Annotated in this window: 2 protein-coding genes; both read right to left on the bottom strand. The window is 49.6% G+C overall.

Features of this window, described 5'->3' with window-relative positions; translation table 11 throughout:
* Positions 1-84: 84 nt before the first annotated feature.
* The gene (locus ACLU9Q_RS07270) at positions 85-609 is read right to left on the bottom strand and encodes a tRNA (uracil-5-)-methyltransferase (RefSeq protein WP_412624858.1); all 525 of its coding nucleotides are present in this window, start codon (positions 607-609) and stop codon (positions 85-87) included.
* Entirely contained in the window at positions 606-2,198 is a 1,593-nt protein-coding gene (locus tag ACLU9Q_RS07265) for a YDG domain-containing protein (RefSeq protein WP_412624935.1), read from the bottom strand. The genes ACLU9Q_RS07270 and ACLU9Q_RS07265 overlap by 4 nt, the downstream gene beginning before the upstream one ends.
* Positions 2,199-2,256 lie beyond the last annotated feature (58 nt).

Genomic DNA, 2,256 nt, shown 5'->3' with positions numbered 1-2,256 from the left:
GCCCCTCCTGCGATCATTCCTGCTGCAAGCACTCCTGCAAGTCCTTTTGTAAGATACTTTCTGTTTTTCATCATGGTGATCCTCCTAACTGATTACATTTAATGTTAATTTTATTTCAGAGCCGTTTAACGGCGTCTGTGCGTCATCCATCGCGAAGCATTCGTATTTTAATACCGCATCCTCATAACTTCCTGCGGCAAGCGTCTGCTCCAGCGTGATATCATAGATTCCCTTCCCCGGCTCTATGAGGCCGGACTGCCATAACTGCGTGCCGTCTGACAGCAGCAGCGTCATGCGGAAGTAGCAGGTATTCTGCTCCGGGTTGTACAGGTTCACGGACTGCTCTGCGGAATCCGCCTTCAGGGTAATGCTCCCGTATCCGGGGATGTCGATGGTGTCCGTGTTTTTCTCTCCTTCGTATACGTCCTGCTCGCCGGTCCAGTCCCGGGCATTTTCATCCGTGGTCAGGCCGCCGCTCTGCGGGGTATCCTCCCCGAACCAGTTGTTCCATTTCAGCCCCACAAATACCCCTGCTCCCACAAGCAGGATTACCAGCACAATCAGAAGAATGATTTTTCCTGTCTTTCCTTTCGGGTTGTTACTGCTCATTCTGTCGTCCCTCCTTCCGCTGCTGTATAATCAATCGAAAATGTGACAGTTCCCTCATAAGTTCCAGCAAGGATATCTGTTTCTGTCGGCTCCTTAAAGGATAAGGATACCTGGGAATCATCGGAGGATTCAAATACTGCAAAAGTCCGGTCCGTAAATGATGTAATCGGTTTTTCTCCCACATACATCGCAGATGTCACACTGCTTCCGGCATCATCTGTATTTGTCAAGGTCAGTTTCCCATTCGCATCAATTCCACCGCTGACAGAAACGCTGACCGTTCCACCGTTTAAGTTGAATGGTTCTTCTTTATTGATTCCAACGCTGACAGCATCCCCGCCCGCAACGGCAGTTGCCGGAATGGTAATGGTATAGGCTGCTGCATCGGGGTCTGTTACCACTTCCAACGTGACAGTACCGGTTACTTCATTATAGTTGTCGGTATCCTGCGGAATAAAAGTCCAGTCATACTCTCCGGTACCTGCAGTCAGTTTCTGGCCTTCCGTTAGCGCCAAAGTACCGGGTACGGTTTCATCGGTCCGGGTCAGCACAATATCCGTCAGCGCCGTGTCAGGATAAATGGTACCGGTATAGCTCACCGTTCCCAGGTCGGGCGTGGCCTTTTCAATCTTAAACCCGACTGTCCGGGTGCCATAGTAATTACCGTTTTCCACTGCCGAGATGGTCACAGAGGCAGTTCCGGCATCCACATTCTTCTCATAAGTCACAGTGTAGTCCGTACCTTCTGTAAGTGTATTCCCGTTCTTAACCACAGTAACAGTGGGCTTGTGCTCGGTACCATCGTAGATGAAGCTGTTCTGCTCAAGCGTCACGGTGGCGGTGGCAAGGTCGGGCTTAGTGATCTCAAAAGTGGTGGCAGATTCGTTGATCTCATAATTACCGACATCCCTGTTTGTGATTGTCACGGTAGCAGTGCCTACCGCCACGTTATTGGAATAGGTAACAGTGTACTCGTCAGAGTCGATTTCTGTGTCTCCGTCAAATACCTTCACATCCGGTTCCTTCGCCGTTCCATCGTATTCATATCTGTCTGGATCCAGCGTAATGGTTGGCCTTGACAAGGGCTTGGGCTCAATGGATACGGTTGTACTGGCCGTCGCCAGTTCTCTGTTATCTGTTGCCGGGATGGTCGCGGTCAGGGTGTAGGTCCCGCTATTGGTAGGCGCAGCGCTGAGAGGCTTTTGTTCGGAATCGGTCCATGTAAAAACAACATCGTCCTCTGATGCACCGTTAATATTCAGCGTCAATTTTAGCCCGGCATCGGTATAGACCTGCCCGTATTGACTAACTATACTCGAACCCTTAAACGTAATGGTAGGTTGAAATTTCGTAATCGCTCCGTCTATGGTAACAGATTCTTCCGGCAGCTTGTAGTTGTCGGCATCCGCCCCGCTCAGGGTCACACCGTTGGCAGTAATAGTTTTCGCTTCCATCACATTAGCGCTGTTATAGGTGTAAGACTCCGCCGCTACAGTCACATCATCCTCGGAAACAATGTTCCTAATTTCAATAGAAAGACCTGCCGGAGCATCCGTCGTTTCGTCATAGGTTTTTGTAGTTTCTCCAATGATGCAATGTCATTTAGTTAAACAAGACATGTTAGAGAATCCCTGCCATAAAACAGCC

It is taken from the genome of Marvinbryantia sp. (assembly GCF_047017445.1).
Classification (GTDB): Bacteria; Bacillota; Clostridia; order Lachnospirales; family Lachnospiraceae; genus Marvinbryantia.
This window is presented reverse-complemented; position numbering and strand designations above follow the sequence as displayed.

What these genes read in the sequence shown, in the direction of transcription:
- ACLU9Q_RS07270 (WP_412624858.1), bottom strand. Translation starts at nt 609, where the DNA reads ATGAGCAGTAACAACCCGAAAGGAAAGACAGGAAAAATCATTCTTCTG.